This window comes from Streptomyces sp. CO7 (assembly GCF_053474865.1).
This window is the reverse complement of record NZ_JBRIOU010000002.1, coordinates 1,144,453-1,146,054: the sequence shown is the minus strand read 5'-3', so window position 1 is coordinate 1,146,054 and position 1,602 is coordinate 1,144,453. Positions and strand designations below refer to the sequence as shown.

Sequence of the window (1,602 nt, the reverse complement as noted above, 5' to 3'; positions counted from 1 at the left end):
CGGCCGGCGGCGGCACCACGGCTCCGTCCAACCTGACCTGCACCGCTTCCTGACCGCCTCTCCCCACGACCCGCCCGCCGCCCCGCCTCCGGCATCCGCATCGCCGGGGGCGGGGCGGCCGCGCGTGCGGGGGCGTTCGGGAGGAGCTCAGGAGGAGCGGGAGAGCTGTGCGCGCACCCAGGCCGGATCGGGGTTGGTGTGCGGCCGGCCCGCCACCACTACGGTCGGAACCGTCTCGTCACCGCCGTTGGCCTCCCGCACCGCCGCCGCGGCGGCCGGGTCGCGCCAGATGTCGACCCAGTGCAGACGGCCGGCGCTGCGGCCGAGTCTGATCCTCAGCCGCAGGCAGTAGGTGCAGCCCGGGCGCCAGTAGACGATGGGCCGTCCGTCGGCCGCGCTCCGGCGCTGCGCCTCGGCCGCGTCGAGCGACCGCGGGAAGACCAGGGGCGAGCACACCCCGGCGAAAAGGACGAACACCAGGAGGAACACGGCGGCTTCGACGGGTTCCCCTCCGGCCACCCGTGAGGCAGCCGCGGCAGCGCCGGTGAGCAGGAACAGTATCGGCAGGATCCAGGGGCGCGCCATGACGCGCAGACTAATGCCGGCCGCCGCGACGCCGTCGCCGGCCCCGACCGGAAGGGCGGCCGAGCGTCAGAGCGGAGGACGCGGCAGAGCAGAGGACGCGGCAGGGGTGCCGCCGCCCACGGAGAGGGCTCGCGTCCGCCTCCGGCGGGAGGGCGACCGTGGCAGGGAAGGCCCCAGGCCCTCCGGCGCGGTTGCCGCCGGAGGGCCTGGGGCCCGGGCGGCGCGGGTCAGCGGTTCCGCGCCGTCCGGGTGGCAGGACGGCAGGGGCCTGCGGGCCCCTGCCGACAGGGTGTCAGCAGGTGACCTCGGAGCGGCTGACGGCCACGTCGTCGAACCACAGGGTGTCGTCGCCGACGCCGTAGCTCTCCCAGCCGAGCCGCAGGCCGGTCGGCCGCGGGGCGGTGGTACGGGACAGCCACTGCTGGTCGATGTCACCGGTGGGGACGCCGTCGGCGTGCAGACCCGGCACCTGCTCGCTGCCCAGCCAGGTGTCGAGGTTGCCGTTGGAGGTGTCGATCTTGAACCGCAGGCACTGCCAGCTGCCGGTCGGCAGGGCCCGGCTCTGGGCGACGCCGTTGGGGCTCTGGGCGGGCAGGGTCGCGTCGTCGATCTCACGGTTCCACTGCAGGGCGCTGTTCTGGCCGCCGACGCGCAGGGTCTTGCCGCCCTGGGAGCTGTCGGGCATGGAGACGAAGGAGACGTGGGCGGCGGGCAGCGCGGTGGTGTGCCGTACCCACATCTTGACCCACATCACGGGGCCCACCGAGGCGATGTCCTTGGTGGTGGCGAGGAAGGCGTGGTTGCAGTAGCCGGCCTTGCCGTCGACGCGGACCGACTTGCTGCCGCTGTGCGCGACCGAGCTGTCGACGCTGACCTTGCCGGTGCCCTGGCAGTCCGGGGCCTCGAGCTTCCAGTTCCCGGACGGGGTCGAACCGCTCTGGTCCTCGAACCCGTCGCAGAGCACCGCGCCGCCGCAGCCGCCGCCCGGCGGGTTCGTCGGGGGCTGGGAGGTGGTGG

At 74.7% G+C, this 1,602-nt stretch carries 1 protein-coding gene and 1 pseudogene; both read right to left on the bottom strand.

Features of this window, described 5'->3' with window-relative positions; translation table 11 throughout:
• Nucleotides 1-147: 147 nt before the first annotated feature.
• Nucleotides 148-585: a glutaredoxin domain-containing protein gene (locus ACOV8S_RS07130; protein ID WP_448316771.1), complete on the bottom strand. Its 438-nt coding sequence runs from the start codon at nt 583-585 to the stop codon at nt 148-150.
• 292 nt (nt 586-877) lie between these two features.
• Nucleotides 878-1,602 (bottom strand): annotated as a pseudogene (locus ACOV8S_RS07125) (cellulose-binding protein); the annotation flags it as partial.